This is a genomic window from Micromonospora profundi, from assembly GCF_011927785.1.
Taxonomy (GTDB): domain Bacteria; phylum Actinomycetota; class Actinomycetes; order Mycobacteriales; family Micromonosporaceae; genus Micromonospora; species Micromonospora profundi.
In genome coordinates, this window is sequence record NZ_JAATJK010000001.1 from 4,050,702 (window position 1) to 4,066,190 (window position 15,489).

General features: G+C 71.3%; 12 protein-coding genes. 2 read left to right on the forward strand and 10 right to left on the reverse strand.

Going from position 1 to position 15,489, the window contains the following annotated elements:
• Positions 1-28 precede the first annotated feature (28 nt).
• Together F4558_RS17695 and F4558_RS17700 are read left to right on the forward strand one after the other, a co-directional pair.
• Positions 29-2,062 carry a nuclear transport factor 2 family protein gene (locus tag F4558_RS17695; RefSeq protein WP_167945211.1) on the forward strand — a complete coding sequence of 678 codons (2,034 nt, stop codon included), beginning with the start codon at positions 29-31 and terminating at the stop codon, positions 2,060-2,062.
• 181 nt (positions 2,063-2,243) lie between these two features.
• Complete coding sequence (locus tag F4558_RS17700; protein WP_209274339.1) at positions 2,244-2,879, forward strand: helix-turn-helix domain-containing protein; 636 nt, start codon at positions 2,244-2,246, stop codon at positions 2,877-2,879.
• Between the two features lie 88 nt (positions 2,880-2,967).
• On the opposite strand, the gene F4558_RS17705 is transcribed toward F4558_RS17700, so the two are convergent.
• The 10 genes from F4558_RS17705 to F4558_RS17750 are packed head-to-tail and all read right to left on the reverse strand — an operon-like array spanning position 2,968 to position 15,488.
• Entirely contained in the window at positions 2,968-4,062 is a 1,095-nt protein-coding gene (locus F4558_RS17705; protein ID WP_231640054.1) for an alpha/beta hydrolase, read from the reverse strand.
• 5 nt (positions 4,063-4,067) lie between these two features.
• A complete protein-coding gene (locus F4558_RS17710) occupies positions 4,068-5,066 on the reverse strand; it encodes an LLM class flavin-dependent oxidoreductase (protein WP_167945212.1) in 999 nt (332 codons plus the stop codon).
• On the reverse strand, positions 5,063-5,392 hold the full coding sequence (locus F4558_RS17715; RefSeq protein ID WP_053655977.1) for a TIGR04076 family protein: 330 nt from the start codon (positions 5,390-5,392) through the stop codon (positions 5,063-5,065). Before F4558_RS17715 ends, F4558_RS17710 begins: the two co-directional genes overlap by 4 nt.
• Positions 5,389-6,393: a zinc-binding dehydrogenase gene (locus F4558_RS17720; RefSeq protein WP_167945213.1), complete on the reverse strand. Its 1,005-nt coding sequence runs from the start codon at positions 6,391-6,393 to the stop codon at positions 5,389-5,391. The genes F4558_RS17715 and F4558_RS17720 overlap by 4 nt, the downstream gene beginning before the upstream one ends.
• On the reverse strand, positions 6,390-6,803 hold the full coding sequence (locus tag F4558_RS17725; RefSeq protein WP_053655974.1) for a nuclear transport factor 2 family protein: 414 nt from the start codon (positions 6,801-6,803) through the stop codon (positions 6,390-6,392). Before F4558_RS17725 ends, F4558_RS17720 begins: the two co-directional genes overlap by 4 nt.
• Positions 6,800-8,065: an amidohydrolase family protein gene (locus F4558_RS17730; RefSeq protein ID WP_167945214.1), complete on the reverse strand. Its 1,266-nt coding sequence runs from the start codon at positions 8,063-8,065 to the stop codon at positions 6,800-6,802. Before F4558_RS17730 ends, F4558_RS17725 begins: the two co-directional genes overlap by 4 nt.
• Positions 8,062-9,726 carry a hydantoinase B/oxoprolinase family protein gene (locus F4558_RS17735; RefSeq protein ID WP_167945215.1) on the reverse strand — a complete coding sequence of 555 codons (1,665 nt, stop codon included), beginning with the start codon at positions 9,724-9,726 and terminating at the stop codon, positions 8,062-8,064. Before F4558_RS17735 ends, F4558_RS17730 begins: the two co-directional genes overlap by 4 nt.
• The gene (locus F4558_RS17740) at positions 9,719-11,407 is read right to left on the reverse strand and encodes a hydantoinase B/oxoprolinase family protein (protein WP_167945216.1); all 1,689 of its coding nucleotides are present in this window, start codon (positions 11,405-11,407) and stop codon (positions 9,719-9,721) included. Before F4558_RS17740 ends, F4558_RS17735 begins: the two co-directional genes overlap by 8 nt.
• Positions 11,404-13,455: a hydantoinase/oxoprolinase family protein gene (locus tag F4558_RS17745; protein ID WP_053655965.1), complete on the reverse strand. Its 2,052-nt coding sequence runs from the start codon at positions 13,453-13,455 to the stop codon at positions 11,404-11,406. Before F4558_RS17745 ends, F4558_RS17740 begins: the two co-directional genes overlap by 4 nt.
• Positions 13,452-15,488 (reverse strand): dipeptide ABC transporter ATP-binding protein, encoded by a 2,037-nt coding sequence (locus F4558_RS17750; protein ID WP_053655963.1) that lies wholly within the window; start codon positions 15,486-15,488, stop codon positions 13,452-13,454. Before F4558_RS17750 ends, F4558_RS17745 begins: the two co-directional genes overlap by 4 nt.
• Between the last annotated feature and the right edge of the window lies 1 nt (position 15,489).

The following is a 15,489-nucleotide window of genomic DNA, read 5'->3' on the forward strand; positions in this document are numbered from 1 at the left end:
GCGCGGCAGCACGGATAGGGATGTGACCATGAAACCTTCGACAAGACGGCTGACGGCAGCGGCGACAGGGCTGTTGCTGGCGGTCAGCGTGAACGTCGCCGTGCGGGCACCGCAGGCATCAGCGAGCACCAACGCCCCGGTGAGCCTCGACTCGCTGGCCCGCGACGTCGAGCGGGTCGAATCGCTGCGCGAGGTCAAGGACGTGCAGCGCTCCTACGCCCACCTGGCCCAGTTCGGGCGCTGGGCGGACATGGCGAAGCTGTTCAGCGGCAACGGCACGCTCCAGTGGGGCAACCAGGTCGTGACGGGCCACCAGGCCATCAAGGGATGGCTGGCCACCGAGGCCGGGGCGATGAACGGCGCGAACCAGGGCGCGCTGCACACCACTGTGATCGACCAACCACTTGTCAACCTGTCGGCCGACGGCCGCACCGCGAAGGGCCGCTGGTCCGGGATCCGCTTCCTGGGCGACGGCGCCGGCGCGGCCCGCATCGACGGCGGCATCTACCAGAACGAGTACGTGCTGGAAAACGGCGAGTGGAAGATCTCGCTGCTGCGCCACTACCCGCTCTACGAGGGGGATTACGCCACCGGGTTCCGGACGATCAACCGGCAGCCGGTGCCGGTCGTTCCCTACCACTTCACGCCCGACGTCGCCGGAGTGCCGATCCCCGCGGCGACCGGGGAGGCGCCCAGGACCAGGTTCAACGCGAAGGAGCTCGCCGACCGCATCGAGGCGCTCAACGACGAGGACTCGGTGCGCAATCTCCAGCACTCGTACGGCTACTACGTGGACCGTCGGATGTGGACGGACGTCGTCGACCTCTTCGCCAACGGCGCGAAGGTCACCATCGACGGCGTGGGCGAGTTCCGCAACGCCAGCGGCGTACGCCAGGCGATGGAACGAATGGGCCCGGAAGGTCTGACGCAGGGCATCCTCAACGACCGGCCGCAGTTCGACACGATCGTCGACGTCGAGAAGAACGGCACCAAGGCGACCACGCGCGGCATCGAGGTCGGCATGCTCAACGACGCGAGCGGCGCGTCCTGGCAGTTCTCCGTCTTCCGGAACAGCTTCGTCAAGCAGGGCGGCCTGTGGAAGCTCAAGGAGATGCACCTGACGCCCCTGATCACGGCGCCGTACGGCACTGGTTGGGGCGACGGCGGTACCGGCCCGGTCGCGTCCGTGAAGGTGCCGAAGTTCCTCGACGTCGCCGGCCGTACGCCCGCGTCGAAGCCCGGCAAGGCGGCCGGCGCGCCGCAGGGCCCCAAGCGCGACCTCGCTGACCTCCAGCGGAGGTTGAGCCGTTCGCTCGCCTACGACGGGTCCGAGAACGTCTCGGCGGCGTACAGCTACTACATCGACGACAGCCGTTGGCCGGAGATGGCGGCGGTGCACGCGGTGAAGGGCCACAAGTTGTCGCCGTTCGCCGGCTGGAACGGCACGCGCGAACGGATCCTCGGCTCGGTGGTCGCCACGTACGGCAACACCCCGCCGCCCACGACGAAGTCCTTCCTCGTGCTGCACTGGCGGCCGCAACCGGTGATCGACGTATCGCACGACGGTCGCTCGACGGCGGTCCGGGCCCGACTGATGCACGTCAACGCCTCGGCGAACAACGGTGGGTACATAAACGGCGCGATGTACAACGACCAGTTCGTCCTCGAGGACGGGATCTGGCGGATCTGGAGTCTGGACATCGACGAGTTCTACTGGCAGTCGGCAAACTGGGCCCAGGGCTGGGGTGGCGCGGTCCCGCGCGATCCGAGCCTGCCCGACCCGCCGCCGAGCAATCTCGTGAACATCTACCCGCCGGACGTTCTGCACAGCGCGCTCGGCGAGCGGTCCAGGGGCTTCCGCGGCGGCAGCCCCGGATACATCCAGTGGCCCGACATCGTGCCGATGTGGTTCCACTACCGCAACCCGGTGAGCGGCCGGACACCTGCCACGTTCTGGTACGACTGCGCTCCCTGCGAGGTGCGGCCGGACTGGAGCATGACGCGGCACGGCTATCAGCTGCCGCCGACCGGCCCGCAGGTCGACGGTGTGGAGGTCGGCTGAGCCGGCCCTGAAGGCCCGGCGCTCGCGCTGAGCCGATGACGAGGCGCCCTTCCCGATTGGTCCCGATCGGGAGGGGCGCTTCCTCGCGCTCCCTCTCGCATGCCCGCAGGCTTGTTCGATACCATCGAACAAAGTCGGGCGGGCTCCCCCGCCACCTCGACAGGAGGTCCTCGTGCGGTCCATGAACAGTCAGCCGCCGTCGGAGCAGGCCGGCCCGGGTGGCCCAGCGGAGGAGAGCACCCCGGCCGGCGTGGTCGGCGCCCGCATCCGGCGGTACCGCAAGGAGCGCGGGCTCACCCTGCGCGGCCTTGCCTCCCGCGCCGGGTTGTCGATCGGCTTCCTGTCCCAGGTGGAGCGCGGCATCTCGTCCATCGGCCTGACCGCGCTCGGCAGCGTCGCCAAGGCGCTCGACCACTCGGTGGCGGATTTCTTCGACTCCGGCACCAGCTCCCCCGACAGCGCCGCAGCGCCGCTTCCCCGGCATTTCACGCTCACCAGGGCAGAGACGGTGACCACGCAGTACGTCTCCGGGCAGCAGACCTACCGCATGCTCTCCGACCGGGGGCCGGAGCTGGTGCTCGAACCGATGCTCGTGCACATCGCCCCCGGCGGCCGGCGGGAGAACGCGTACGGCCACAGCGGCGAGGAGTTCGCCTACGTCATCTCCGGCGAGCTGCTCTACGAGGTCGAGGGCGTCGAGCACCGGCTGTGCCCGGGTGACAGCGTGCACCTGCGGTCGTCGGTGCCGCACCAGCTGTACAACGACACCGACTCGGTGACGACTGTGGTCTCGGTGGTCACGCCCAGGCTGTTCTGACGCCTTCGGGCACCCCGACCCCGTCACTCTGTTCACATACGTGAACAGAGTGACGGGGGTTTTGCGGGGCACCCGGAGAGGTCGCGCCTCACGAGTCGACGTGACGTCCCACGGCGGTCATGGTGGCCTGCCAGATGGCCGAATCCGGGTCGATGACGGCGAAGTGGTCCCCCGACTGTTCGAGGTAGCGCACGTCGTCCCCCGCGCTGCGGGCCGCCTCGGCGTACCGCCGGTTGGCGTCGACGAGATCCAGGCTGTCCTCTGTGCCCTGCACGAGCAGGGCCGGCACACGGATGGGCAGCCGCAGCATCGGGTCGCTCTCGGCGTACCGGCGCGGGGCTGTGGCCGGCGAGCCGCCCAGGGCCTCGGTGATGGCGCCGTCGCCGAGGTTGCGCCGCTCGCCCTCGGTGAGGTCGAGCACCCCGGCCAGCGACACCACAAGCGCGACGGAGACGGGAGCACGCTCACCCGCCGCCAGGTCCGCCGCGACCCGCAGGGCGAGCTGCCCGCCGGCCGAGTGGCCCAGGATCACGACCCGGTCCGCGTCCAGCGAACCGTCGCCCGCGAGGTCCCGCAGTGCGGCGACGCCGGCCGCCACGTCCTCGGTGGTCGCCTCCCAGCCGTGGCGGTCCGGACGCCGGTACTCCATGTTCCAGGACGCGTACCCCCGCCCGGCCAGGTCGATGGCGACGGCGTCCATCAGGTCCGCTCCCCAGACCGATCGCCAGAAGCCGCCGTGCAGCAGCACCGCGACCGGCGCCGCCTCGGCGGACGGGGAGGACGGCAGCCGCAGGTCGCCCCACTGGTCCGGGTGCGGGCCGTAGGCGATCCGGGTGGCGGGTGAGCGCAGGCGGTGCACGGCGTGCCGGATGGCCCACGCCACGCCCCACAGTCCCCGGCCGGCCAGGTGGACCGCGCCGGGCACCGGCGGCTCGACCGTCGGGTCGTACCAGACGGTATTCTGCGGTTCGGCGCCGATGAGGGCGCGCGCCTCGGGTGTCGGGCCGGGCAGCACCACCGCCGGCGGATCCGCGGCGGCGAGCAGCGACCGGATCTCGTCGGCCGAGGCGGCGGTGACGACCCGGCCTGTGACGTCGAGTTCGGCGCAGGTGGCGGCGGTGAGCGACGCCAGCAGCGCGTGGTCGGCCACCAGGCCGGGACCGAGCACGACGGTGAGCCGCACGGGACTCACCTGCGCAGCAGGGGCAGGACGGCGGAGCCGAGCAGGTCCACGCCGCGCTCGTCGGTCAGTCCGTGCGGCGTGCCGAACTCGACCCGGCGCACGCCCGCGTCGATGAGCGCCTGGGCCTGCGCGGCGACCTGCTCCGGGGTGCCGGAGAACGCGAACCGGTCGAGCACGTCGTCAGGGATCAACCGGCCCGCCGCCTCGTCCTCGCCCGCGTCGACCAACTCGCCGACCCGCTTCACCAGGTCGTCGGGGAGCACGACCGTCGGGTCCAGCTCCGCCACGACAGCCAGGTACATCGCCACCTCGGTGCGGGCCTTGGCGCGCGCCGCCTCGCCGTCGGTGTCGACCACCGTCACGGCGCCGAGCACGATGCCGATGCCGGCGACGTCGCGCCCGGCCTTCTCCGCGCCCGGCCGCAGACGCTCCCGGATCACCGGCACCATGTCGGGGTTGGCGCTGCCGCCCACCTTGATCTCGTCGGCGATCCGGCCAGCCAGGGCCGCGCCCTGCGGACCCCACGCGCCGACCAGCAGCGGCGGGTTGGGCCGCTGCACGGCGTAGCGCAGTGCGGTGTCCGGCGCCAGCGAGAACACCTTGCCGGTGAAACCGGTCCGGTCGCCCCGCAACAGGCGGTAGACGACCTCCACGGCCTCCTCGATCGTTGTCAACGGCCGTGGCTGCGGCAGCCCGACCGCGCCCAGCCACGTCCCGCGCGCCAACCCCAGGTACGCCCGGCCGTGCGAGGCCAGATCAAGTGCCGCGAGCTGACCCGCGATCTCGTACGGGGCCATCGAGTACGGGTTCAGGCAGGCCGCGCCGAGGCGTACCCGGCTCGTCGCCTGTGCCATCTCCAGCAGCGGGAAGATCGGCGGCTGGTACATCAGGTCACCGAAGACGGTAAGCACGTCGAAGCCGTGCGACTCGGCGGCGCGGGCCAGCCGGGCGTACGCGCCGGCGGGCTTGTCGCTCTGCAGGCCGAGTCCGATCTCGACTGTCATGTCAGGTCTGCCGAGTTCATCGTGCGCCGGCAGGTCCGTTCCACCTTCATGACGAGTCGCTCCTCCGGGTCGGGGCAGATGAAGTGGGAGTCCTGGGCCAGCCAGTCCCCCTCCGCCAGGTCACGCTGCTTCGCGGCGAGGAACGGAAGCACCGACGCGAGCGCGTACACGCAGAAGTGCTTTCCCTCGGGCAGCCGCAGATGCGCGCTGTTTGTCAGTTCGAAGTGGTCGCCCACGGCCATGCCGCACACCGACCGACCCTCGATCCGGTCGACTGTCACCTTCAGGTCGTAGATCTCCATGTCGCCGTCGGCGCTGTCGCTCACGGTCCCTCCCCCTCGTCGATCCGTACGATGATCTTGCCGGTGGTCCGTCGGGCGGCCAGTTCGGTAAGTGCCGCCGGTGTCTCGTCCAGCGAGACGACCCTGCTGACCGGCGGCCGGACCGCGCCGGACGCGCACATGTCGAACAACTCCTGGTAGGCGGCCTCGACCGCCGAGGCGCGCTGCCACGGGTACCGGGAACCCCAGGACAGGCCGACGAGTGTCGCGTTCGCCGCCATCAGCCGGACCGGGTCGACCGGTGGAGGTGCTCCGCCGGCCGTTCCCACCGCGACGAGACGACCCTCGAACGCGAGGCACTCCCAGGACCGGGCGAACACGTCGCCGCCCACGGGGTCCACGACGACGTCCACGCCCCGGCCGTCGGTGGCCTTGAGCACGGCGGCCACGAAGTCCTCCGAGGCGTAGTCGACGGCGAGCGCGGCGCCGTGCTCGCGGCAGATCGCCGTCTTGGCCGGGCCACCGGCGGTGGCGAACACCCGCGCGCCACGGGCCACGGCGAGCTGGATGGCGGCGATGCCGACACCGCCGGCCCCGGCGTGCACGAGCACCGTCTGCCCGGCCGTGAGACCGGCACGCTCCAGCGCGAACCACGCCGTCTGGTAGGTGACGGGCAGCGCCGACGCCGTCACCGGGTCGACTGTGTACGGCCGCGGCACGACCACGGCGGCGTCCACAGTGACCGTCGTTCCGAGCGCGCCGCGCGGCAACGTCGGGCAGGCCACTACCTCCTGACCCAGCAGGTGCTCGGCTCCGGCGCCCGCGGCGACGACCCGCCCGGCCGCCTCCACACCGGGCGTCATGGGCGGGTCCGGCCGCACCGGGTACTCGCCCCGGCACAGCAGGACGTCGAGGAAGTTCAGGCCCACCGTGCGCACGGCGAGCCGCACCTCACCGGGACCCGGCGGCGGGTCGTCGGGCAGTTCGGCCACCGACAGCACGTCCGCCGGCTCGCCGGTCCGCTCGGCGACCAGCCGCCGGATCATGCCGCGACCACCGGATCCCGTACCAACTCGGCGTGGTGGTGCACGATCACCCAGCGGCCGTCGATGCGGCGCAGCACGTCGGTGACCCGGGTGAACTCCGGCTCGTCGTCCGCGCCCAACTGGGAGACCAGCACGTACCGGGCGACGCCGAAGTCGTCCCACACGTCGATGCGCTTGTCCCGCGCGGCGAGCACCGCCAGTTGGGGCCGGTGGCCCGCGGCGTCGCGCTGCTCGCGGTAGTCGTTCAACTCGGCACGGGTACGCAGCGGCCCGGGAAGGTGCGTCTCCCAGGTGGTCACCTCGGCGTGCAGGTGCGTGTCGAACCGCTCGGTGTCCCCGGCGAGGAACGCGTCGTACATGTCATCGATGCCAGCGGCGATCGCCGCCGCGCCTGCTTCCACGAACGTCATCGCACGTCCTCCTGGTTCTGGTCGTCGCGGACGATCTGCCCGCCCTTCATCACCCACCGCACGTCCCGGAAGGCCGAGGTGTCGGCCAGCGGGTCGGCGTCCATCGCGATCAGGTCGGCGAGCTTGCCGACCTCGACAGTGCCGAGGTCGGATTCCGCGCCGAGCCAACGGATGGGGCCACGCGTGCCGGCGTGGATCGCCCGCGCGGTACCGATCCGCTCGGACATGTACTCCAACTCCCGCACCGAGGCGGTGGTGCCCTCGAACTCCCAGAACGGGGGCATGTCGCTGCCGAGGAGCACCTCCACCCCGGCGGCGATGGCCATGTCGAAGCTCTCCAGGTGCCGGGGCCCGGCGCCGAGCGAGCGGCACTGCATCCACTCCGGTACGCCGAGCTCGTCGAAGAACTCCTTGCACCGGGTCACCAGCAGCGTCGGCACGAGCGCCGTGCCGCGTTCGGCCATCCGCGCCGCCACCTCGGGGGTGAGCTGGTAGCCGTGCTCCACGCAGTCCAACCCGAGTTCCACTGCCGCGCCGATCACCTCGGCGGGACCGGCGTGCGCCGTCACCTTGCGGCCCCACGCATGCGCGGTCTCGATCACCGCGGTCATCTCGTCGGTGAAGAGCTGGGGCGTGTGGATGCTCTCGTGCTCACCCGCGATGCCACCCGAGATCATCACCTTGATCAGGTCCGCGCCGGCCTTGATCTGGCTACGTACGCCCTGACGGAAGCCGACAGGGCCGTCACATTCCAGGGTGTCGTTGCTCTCGTGGCCGTGCCCGCCGGTGCAGACCAGCGCCCGACCGGCGGTGTAGATGCGTGGGCCCGAGGTACGTCCGGCGTTGATGGCCCGCCGCAGCGCGAAGTCGGCGTGGTCCTTCTCCGCCACGCAGCGCACCGTGGTCACGCCGGAGCGCAGCGTACGCCGTGCACCGTCGGCCATGTAGTGCGCGAGGTCGTACGCGCCCATCCCCTTGACGTTGTCGCCCCCGGAGCCCGGCAGTGACAGCGAGAAGTGGGTGTGCATGTTCACCAGTCCGGGGGTCACGTACGCCCCGTCCAGGTCCACACTGGTCAGCGCTCCGGCGGCCCGCGCCTCGGCGGACACGTCCGCGTACCGGCCGACGGCGGCGATCCGGTCACCGCGGATCCACACCCCGGCATCGGTGACGGGGTCCATACCGTCCACGACGCGGGCGTCCAGGACTGTGCAGTTGCCGAGCAGCAGGCTCGACGGCTCGGGCGAATAGGCGGCACTCACGCGATCACTCCATATATGTCTCGGGCGGACTGCGCTGAGACGTAGCCCTCGGCCACGTCCCGCCGGACCGCCTCCGGATCCCGACTCCCCGGGTCACCATGCCCACCGCCACCGGCGGTCAACAACGTCACCCGGTCCCCCACCGCCACGCTCGTGCGCTTGGTGCTCACCCGGTGCTCCCGATCCGTACCCGGGAACACCACCACCTGGTTCGGCTCCGGCTGCACCCCACCGGCCAAAGCCCACGGCGCGCTCTTCGTCTTCTTGATCACCGTGAGGAACTCACCGGGCGTCGCGAACCTGATGTCCCGCCGCAGGCCACAACCACCCCGGAAACGACCCGCGCCACCGGAGTCCGTCCGGATCTCCACCCGTTCGAAGAACATCCCCGTCTTCGCCTCCAGCACCTCGACGGGTGTGTTGCGCGCCTGGGTCTGGCAGAGGTGGTTCGCCGGGCCGATGCCGTCGTGCTGCGGCGTGCCTCCCCAGCCCACGGGATCGTTGTTGCTGACAGCGAAGAGCTGGCCGGTGTCCGGGTGCTGGCCGACCATCATGAACCCGGGTACGTCGCCGCCACTGGAGGCCGCCAGCCGGTCCGGCATGCCCTGCGCCAACGCCTTGAGGATCAGCTCCAGGGCGACAGTGCCGGTCCACTGGGTGAACGTGGCGGCGGGGTACTGCGCGTGGAACAGCGACCCGGGCTCGGCGCGTACCCGAAGGGGCGCGAAGTGCCCGGCGTTCGTCTGCTCCTCGGGGGTGGTGACGCCCTTGAACGCGACCCGGCAGGTGGCGATGGTGGCGCCCAGCGGCAGGTTCACCGGCCCGGGCACCGCGGGTGACGAACCGGCGAAGTCCACAGTGAACTCGCCGTCGGCGACGGTGACGGTGACCCGCATCCGGATCGGGGTGTCGGTGACACCGTCGTCGTCGAGCCAGTCCTCGGCGGTCCAACTGCCCTGCGGCAGCGCGGCGACCGCCGCGCGGGCGCTCTCGGCGGCGACCTGGATCACCCGCTCGATCACCGCATCCACCACGGGCGGGCCGAACTGCTGGAACAGCTCGATCATCCGACGCTCGCCGGTACGCAGCGCCGCGATCTGCGCGTTGAGGTCGCCGATGACGAGTTCCGGCATGCGCGAGTTGAAGCGGATCAGCTCGTGGATCTCGTGCACCGGCTCGCCACGGGAATACACCTTCGTGCCGGGGAAGACGATCCCCTCCTGGTGCATGTCGGTGGAGTCCAGCACGTAGCCAGGGTCCTTGGCGCCCAGGTCCATCCAGTGCGCGCGGATGCACAGGAAGCCGATCAGCTCGTCGCTGTCGGGCAGGACGACGGGCGCGAACAGGGTGGCGTCGTAGGTGTGCGCCGCGTTCCAGTACGGGTAGTTGAGCAGCACCACGTCGCCCCGGTGCAGGTTCTCCCTGCCGACGTACTCCACGCCCTTGCGCAGCGAGTAGTCGTTGGCGCCGAGGAAGCGGGACAACCCTGTCGACTCCGCGACCAGCCGCAGCTCCCGGTCGTAGATGGAGATGCCGAAGTCGTACACCTCGTAGATGACCGGGTTGAAGGCGGTGCGCACCAGCGCGGCGCGCATCTCCTCGGCGGCCGAGACGAGATGGCTGCGGACGACCTCGACGGTCGCCCCGGTGGGTTCACCCATCGACGTCCACTCCGTAGACGTCCCGGGCCACCTCCGGTGAGACGTAGCCCTCGGCCACGTCCCGCCGGACCGCCTCCGGATCCCGACTCCCCGGGTCACCATGCCCACCGCCACCGGCGGTCAACAACGTCACCCGGTCCCCCACCGCCACGCTCGTGCGCTTGGTGCTCACCCGGTGCTCCCGATCGGTGCCGGGGAAGACCACCACCTGGTTCGGCTCGGGCTGCTCGCCGCCCTCCAGGGCCCACGGAGCGCTCTTCGTCTTCTTGATGACCGTCAGGAACTCGCCGGGGGTCACGAAGCGGATGTCCCGCCGCAGGCCACAACCACCCCGGAACCGGCCGGCGCCACCGGAGTCCGTCCGGATCTCCCAGCGCTCGAAGAACATCCCGGTCTTGGCTTCCATGACCTCGATCGGGGTGCCCCGGCCGGTGCTGCCGGAGACGTGGGTGGCGGCGTCCATGCCGTCGTGCTGCGGCGTGCCGCCCCAGCCCACCAGGTCGTTGTTGCTGACCGCGAACATCTTTCCGGTGTCCGGGTGCAGGCCGACCATCATGAACCCGGGCACGTCACCTCCGCTGGAGGCCGGCAACCGGTCCGGCATGCCCTGCGCCAACGCCTTGAGGATCAACTCCACGGCGACGATGCCGGTCCAGAGCGTGAACGTGGGCTGCGGGTAGACGGCGTGGAAGAGGCTGCCCGGCTCGGCCCGCACCTCCAGCGGCGCCACCGTGCCCGCGTTCGACGGCTCGTCCGGCGAGGTGAGCGACTTCAGGACGACCTTGCAGATCGCCTCGGTCGCGCCGAACGGCATGTTGATCGGGCCGCGGGTGGCGGCTGCCGAGCCGGCGAAGTCCACTATGAAGCGCCCGTCGGCGACAGTGACGGTGACGCGCATCTTCACCGGATCGTCGGTGATGCCGTCGTCGTCCACCCAGTCCTCGGCGGTCCAGGTGCCCTGCGGCAGGGTCGCCAGCGCGGCGCGGGCGCGGGACTCGCCGTCGGCGATGATCCGGTCGATCGCCTGGTCCACAGTGGCCCGGCCGAACTTCTCGATGATCTCCAGCATCCGGCGCTCGCCGGTGCGCAGCGCGGCGATCTGCGCGTGCAGGTCGCCGAGCACCGCGTCGGGCATCCGCGAGTTGAAACGGATCAGCTCGTGGATCTCGTGCACCGGCTCGCCACGGGAGACCACCTTCGTGCCCGGGAAGATGACCCCTTCCTGGTGCATGTCGGTCGAGTCGAGCACGTAGCCCGGGTCCTTGGCGCCCAGGTCCATCCAGTGCGCGCGGACGCAGAGGAACCCGACGAGGTCGCCGTCGGCGTCCGGGTCGGCCGGGTCGGGCCGGAAGACCGGCGCGAACAGCGTGGCGTCGTAGGCGTGCGCCGCGTTCCAGTACGGGTAGTTGAGCAGCACCACGTCACCCCGGTGCAGGTTCTCCCGGCCCACGTACTCCACGCCCTTGCGCAGCGAGAAGTCGTTGGCGCCGAGGAAGAACGTCAGCCCTGTGGCCTCGGCTACCAGCCGCAGGTCCGCGTCGTACATCGACAGGCCGAAGTCGTGCACCTCGTAGATGACCGGGTTGAAGGAGGTACGGATCAGCGTGGCCCGCATCTCCTCGGCCGCCGACAACAGATAGCTGCGGACGACCTCGACCTGGGCTCCGTCCAGCGTGGTCATGCGGCTTCCTCCAGAGTGACGAGCAGGTATCCGTGGTCGTCGACGGTGACGCGCTGGCCGCTGGGCACCACAGTGGTGGAGGTGCCCTCGTCGACAAGCGCCGGCCCGTCGAAGGTGTCGCCCGGCTCAAGGGCGGCCCGGTCGTAGACCGCGAACGGCACCACAGCGTGCTGCCCGAAGTCGTAGGCGTCCCGGTGGTTCAGCAGGGCCTGCGATGGGTCGCCGTCGCCGCGCGGCCTGGTCTGAAGCTCCGGCCGGTCGGTGCGGCCGATGCCGCGCACCCGCAGGTTGAGGATCTGCAACGGGTTGCCCATCGTGTGGCCGTACCGGCCGCGGTGCGTCTCGTCGAACGCGGCGCGGACCGCGTCGCGGTCCAGCTCGCGCCCGACGGTGACCATGAGGCTGTGCTCCTGGCCGAGGTAGCGCAGCTCGAACTGCCGCTCCAGCACCGCCTCGCCGGCCGGAACGCCCTGCGCCACGAGCGACGCCACCGCCTCGGCCTCGACCGCCTTGAACAGCTGGTCCAGCTCGGTCAGGTCCGCGTCGTCGAGGGTGGCCATCACGGTACGGCTGAAGTCGTTGACGATATCGGCCGACAGCATGCCCCACGCGGAGAAACCGGACGGCGCGAACGGCACGATGACCTCGCCGATGCCCATCTCCCGCGCCAGCAGCGGGGCGAGCAGCGGTCCGGCACCACCGAACGCGAGCAGCGCGAACTGCCGGGGGTCGTGGCCCCGCTCGACGGTGATCTGCCGGACCGCGCCGACGGTGCGGGCCAGCAGCACGTCGAACACGCCGGCCGCCGCGTTCTCCACGGTCAGGCCGAGCGGCTCGGCAAGCTGCTCCTGGATGGCCGCGCGCGCCTCGGCGTCGCGCAGGCCCATGGTGCCGGCGAGGAAGCGGTCCGGGTCCATGTAGCCGAGCACCACTGCCGCGTCGGTGACGGTCGGCTTCGTGCCGCCCCGGCCGTAGCAGACCGGGCCGGGGTCGGCACCGGCGCTCTGCGGGCCGACCTTGAGCAGGCCGTGGTCCAGCCAGGCGATCGAGCCGCCGCCGGCGCCGATGGTACGGATGTCGTACGTCGGGATGAGCAGCGGGAAGTGCTCCAGCTGCGCCTCGTACGCGGCGACCGGATTGCCGCGCTCGATCACGCAGGCGTCCAGTGAGGTGCCGCCGATGTCGAAGGTGAGCACGTTGTCGCGGCCCAGCTCCGAGGCGATGTAGGCGGCACCGACGATGCCACCGGCCGGGCCGGAGAGCACTGTGTGGGTGGGTGCCGTCTTGGCGACCGCGCTGGTCATCGAACCGCCGCCGGAGCGCATGATCAGGAAGCGTCCGTCGAAGCCGCGCTCGGCCAGCCCGGCCTCAAGCTCGTCCACGTACCGCTCGAAGATCGGCCGGATGTACGCCTCAAGCACTGTGGTGCTGGTCCGCTCGTACTCGCGGTACTCGCGCACGATGTCCGTCGACAGCGACAGGCTGACGTCGGGGAACTCCTCGTGGATGAGGCGCGCGGCCTCCCGCTCGTGGCTCGGGTCGAGGAACGAGTGCAGGAAGCAGATGGCGATCGAGGTGACCTGCTGGTCCACAACGAGTGTGCGGGCGGCTGCCCGGACGCTCTCCGGGTCCAGCTCCTCCACGACCCGTCCCCGATAGTCGAGTCGGCCCCGTACGCCCGCTGTGAAGCGGCGCTGCACGAGGCTCTCCGGCCGCTGGTACTGGAAGTCGTACATGTGGTCGGAGGGCACGTTGCCGCGACCGATCAGGAAGATGTCCCGGAAACCCTCGTTGGTGATGATTCCGGTACGTCCACCCCGGCGCTCCAGCACCGCGTTGAGCCCGAGGGTGGTGCCGTGGATGAACAGCTCCACCTCGGACAGGTCGGTGCCGAGCGCGGTGATCGCGGCGAGCACGCCGTCCGCGGGTCGGGCCGGTGTCGTCGCCGCCTTGCGGAAGCGGACCCGGTTGGTGCGCGTGTCGAGTTCCATGGCGTCCACGAAGGTGCCGCCAATGTCGACGGCGAGCCGGATGGGGCGACGGGTCATGGTGTGACAGCCTGCCTTCCGATGAGGGCGGGGAGCTCGGGAACGCGCCAGCAGGCGGCCCGGCTCTCGCCGTACGACTGAAGCTCCTGCCGCTCCGCCCGGCACCGGTCGGTGACGAACGGACACCGGGCGGCCAACGGGCACCCGGTCGCGGCGTCGGCTTCTTCGAGGTCCTTGACCAGTTCAACGGACTCGCCGTCGGATCCGGCCGTCCCGCCGAGACGGGGTGCGCTGCCGAGCAGCGCCCGGGTGTAGGGGTGCCGGGGGTTGTCGAAGACGACGTCCACCGGCCCCTCCTCGACGATCTGGCCGAGGTAGAGCACCACGACGCGGTCGGCGAAGCCCCGAACGGTCGCCAGGTCGTGGGAGATGAACACCGAGGCGCGGTCCGCGTCGGCGGCCACGTCGGCGATCACCGCGAGAATCTGCGCCTGCACAGTGACGTCCAGGGCCGAGGTCGGCTCGTCGAAGACGATCAGATTCGGCTCGCCGACCAGGGCGCGGGCGATGCCGATCCGTTGCGCCTGGCCGCCGGACAGCTCGTGCGGGTACCGCTGGAGAATCGAGCGGTCCAGCTCCATGCGGTCCAGCACGGCGGCGACCCGCGCGTTCCGTTCCGCCGGGGACAGGCCAGCGGCCCGCAAAGGCTCGGCGATGGAGTCGCCGACCGGACGGCGCGGGCTCAGCGAGCCGATCGGGTCCTGGAAGACGAGCTGGGCACGGGTACGTGCGCGCCGCAGAGCCCGCCCTCGGGGGCGGGGCCGGCCCGGTTGCTTGACCAGGGCCTGCCCGGCGACGGTGACAGTGCCGGACGTGGGCGCGACAAGACCCATGATGAGCTTGGCAAGCGTGCTCTTGCCGCAGCCGCTCTCGCCCACCACGCCAAGTGTCTCGCCCGGTGCGAGCCGCAGCGTGACGCCCCGCAGCGCGTGGTGCCCGCCGGAGCCGAACCGGCTGCGATAGACCACGTGCGCGTCGTCGATCTCCAGCACGGCGGGCTTGCGGTCCGCCTCGGCCGGCTCCGCGCCGGCTTCGGCCGTTGTGGGCGACGTCGACGGCGCGCCGGCGTCCAGCGGCCGGGTCTGCGGGTGGAAGCAGGCCAGGGACCAGTCACCGCGTCCGCCGGCGAGCGGCTTGGTGGCCGGCCGCCGGGACGAACAGGTGCCGTCGGCGTGCGCGCAGCGGGCCACGAACGGGCAGTTCTCCGGTGCCTGGGTGAGCAGGGGCATGGCGCCGGGGGTGGCGACGACCGGCCGGCCGCCGACGTCCGGCACCGAGCGCAGCAACGCCCTTGTGTACGGGTGCGCGGGCTCCCGCAGCACCTGCTCGGCGGGGCCGCTCTCCACCACCGTTCCGGCGTAGAGCACCACCACCCGGTCGCAGACCTCCGCGATGGAGGCGAGGTCGTGGGAGATCAGCAGCACGCCCCGGCCGTCGGTGTCGGCGGCGTGCCGGAACTGCCGCAGGATCTCCCGGGTCAGCGTCACGTCGAGGCCGGTGGTCGGCTCGTCGGCGATCAGCAGGTCGGGGGCGCACCCGGTGGCCAGCGAGATCATCACCCGCTGGGCCATGCCGCCGGACAGCTCGTGGGCGTACGCGTCGAGCCGGCGCTGCGGGCTGCGGATGCCGACCGCCTCGAACAGCTCACGCGCCGCCTCGCGGGCCTGGGCGCCGGACATCTCCTGGTGGGTCGCGAGCCGGTCGACGAGCTGCTTGCCGATGGTGCGTGTGGGGCTGAGCGCGCCGCGCGGGTTCTGGAAGCAGATCGCCACCCCCCGCCCCCGGTGTGCGGCCAACGCCGTGTCGTCCATGCGCAGCACGTCCGACCCGTCGAAGAGCACCTGCCCGGTGGCGTGTGAACCGCCGGGGAGCAGGCCGACGATGGCGCGGGCCACCATGCTCTTGCCGCCGCCGCTCTCACCGACCAGGCCGACGACCTCGCCGGGTCGCACGCTGAAGCTCACGTTGCTGAGCGCTGCCACCTGCCGGCCGGGCCGGCGGATGAGCACGGAAAGGTTCTCGATGGACAGCATG

Coding starts and splice junctions, on each gene's coding strand:
- F4558_RS17720 (WP_167945213.1), bottom strand. CDS start 6,393: ATGATCCGGCGGCTGGTCGCCGAGCGGACCGGCGAGCCGGCGGACGTG.
- F4558_RS17740 (WP_167945216.1), bottom strand. CDS start 11,407: ATGACCACGCTGGACGGAGCCCAGGTCGAGGTCGTCCGCAGCTATCTG.
- F4558_RS17745 (WP_053655965.1), bottom strand. CDS start 13,455: ATGACCCGTCGCCCCATCCGGCTCGCCGTCGACATTGGCGGCACCTTC.
- F4558_RS17695 (WP_167945211.1), top strand. CDS start 29: ATGAAACCTTCGACAAGACGGCTGACGGCAGCGGCGACAGGGCTGTTG.
- F4558_RS17710 (WP_167945212.1), bottom strand. CDS start 5,066: ATGACAGTCGAGATCGGACTCGGCCTGCAGAGCGACAAGCCCGCCGGC.
- F4558_RS17725 (WP_053655974.1), bottom strand. CDS start 6,803: ATGACGTTCGTGGAAGCAGGCGCGGCGGCGATCGCCGCTGGCATCGAT.
- F4558_RS17700 (WP_209274339.1), top strand. CDS start 2,244: ATGAACAGTCAGCCGCCGTCGGAGCAGGCCGGCCCGGGTGGCCCAGCG.
- F4558_RS17735 (WP_167945215.1), bottom strand. CDS start 9,726: ATGGGTGAACCCACCGGGGCGACCGTCGAGGTCGTCCGCAGCCATCTC.
- F4558_RS17750 (WP_053655963.1), bottom strand. CDS start 15,488: ATGCTGTCCATCGAGAACCTTTCCGTGCTCATCCGCCGGCCCGGCCGG.